The following is a 1,734-nucleotide window of genomic DNA, read 5'->3' as shown; positions in this document are numbered from 1 at the left end:
GCGGCGTCTCGAAGGGTCGACGGCCCACCTGCATCCGGGCCGTGCATTCTTCGAGACGCGCTTCGCGCTCCTCAGGATGACGGATCGACAGCGGAAGGCGCGATCACATGGACCTGATCGCCGACCGTATCAGCCATCGTTTCGGCGCGCTCGACGTGCTCGACGATGTCTCCTTCCAGGTCGCCGCCGGCGAGATCGTCGCGATCGTCGGTCCGTCCGGCTGCGGCAAGAGCACGCTGCTGTCGATCCTCGGCGGCCTGCTGCGGCCGAGCAAGGGCGCCGCCGAGCTGCGCGGCGCGGCGCCGGCCGGCAGCCTCAATCCGCTGACCTTCGTATTCCAGGATTTTGCCCTGCTGCCGTGGAATACGGTCGAGGAGAATGTCGCGTTTCCGCTGCTGCACACGCCCCTGAGCGCCGGCGAGCGCCGCACCGTGATCGACGACGCGTTGCGCCGCACGGGTTTAACGGATTTCCGCGCCGCCTATCCGAAACAACTGTCCGGCGGCATGCGGCAGCGTGTCGGCATCGCGCGGGCGCTCGCGGTGCGTCCGGCGATCCTGCTGATGGACGAGCCGCTGTCGGCGCTGGATTCGCAGACCCGCGAGCTGCTGATGGAGGATTTCGTGCGCCTGCTGGCCGACGGGGCGATGGGCGCGGTCTATGTCACGCATAATCTCGACGAAGCGGTGCGGCTCGCCGATCGCATCGTCGTGCTGTCGCGCCGTCCCGGCCGCATCCGGGAGATCGTGAGCATTCCGATGACGCGCGCCGAGCGCGGCACGGTGGATGCGCGCGGCCGGATGGCGGCATTGCAGGGCGAATTGTGGTCGCTGATCCGGAAAGAGGCGATCGATGCCGAGCGCGAGGTCCAGCATGCTTGACCGCGCGCCGCAGGAAGCGAAAGAAGCGACGCGGCCGGTCGCGTTTCGCGGCGCCGGCTTCACATCAGGCGGCAGCCGCTACGCCGGCTGGATCGCGCTCGCGCTGGTCATCGCGGTGTGGCAGATCGCCGGCAGCGCGGGCTGGGTCAATCCGCTGTTCCTGCCGGCACCCTCGGCGATCGCGGTCGCGATCACCAAGCTCGCGACGTCGGGCGCGCTGTGGCAGCATTTGTCGTGGTCGATCATGCGGATCGGCACCGGCTGGATCATCGGCACGGTTGCCGGGGTCATCGTCGGCTTCGCGATCGGGCTGTCGACGATGGCGCGCGGCGTCGGCATCACCTTCATCTCGGCGCTGTTCCCGATCCCGAAGATCGCGCTGCTGCCGCTCCTGATCCTGTGGCTCGGGATCGGCGAGGAGCCGAAGATCGCCACCATTGCGCTTGGCGTGTTCTTCTCGACCGCGATCTCGGTCTATAGCGGCGTCGACGCGGTGCCGCGCAACCTGATCCGGATGGCACAGAGCTTCAACGTGCCGTTCCATGCCATCGTGCGCCGCGTGATCTGGCCGGGCGCGCTGCCCTCGATCCTCTCCGGCTTCCGCATCACCGCATCGGTTGCGCTGTTGCTGGTGGTCAGCGCTGAAATGATCGGCGCGCAATACGGCATCGGCGCCTTCGTGTTGCAGGCCGGCAATCTGATGCAGACCGATCAGTTGCTTGCCGGCGTCGTGATCCTGTCGCTGTTCGGGCTCGCGGTCGGCAAGCTGATCAATCTGCTGGAGACGCGGCTGCTGCACTGGCGGTGAAGGCACGCTGTCGGCCCCAGCACAGGCGTCGTCCCGGCGAAGGCC

The 1,734-nt window shown here is 67.9% G+C and carries 2 protein-coding genes; both read left to right on the top strand.

All coding sequences use genetic code 11. The features are described from left to right. Positions 1 to 107: 107 nt before the first annotated feature. Entirely contained in the window at positions 108 to 881 is a 774-nt protein-coding gene (locus B2W55_RS20910; protein WP_024582708.1) for an ABC transporter ATP-binding protein, read from the top strand. Then, the gene (locus tag B2W55_RS20905) at positions 874 to 1,689 is read left to right on the top strand and encodes an ABC transporter permease (protein ID WP_024582709.1); all 816 of its coding nucleotides are present in this window, start codon (positions 874 to 876) and stop codon (positions 1,687 to 1,689) included. Before B2W55_RS20910 ends, B2W55_RS20905 begins: the two co-directional genes overlap by 8 nt. The last annotated feature ends 45 nt before the right edge of the window (positions 1,690 to 1,734 follow it).

The sequence above is a fragment of the Bradyrhizobium sp. UBA2491 genome (genome assembly GCF_002341725.1).
GTDB lineage: Bacteria > Pseudomonadota > Alphaproteobacteria > Rhizobiales > Xanthobacteraceae > Bradyrhizobium.
Note: the sequence above shows the minus strand (reverse complement) of the source record. Positions and strands in the feature narration are given on the sequence as shown.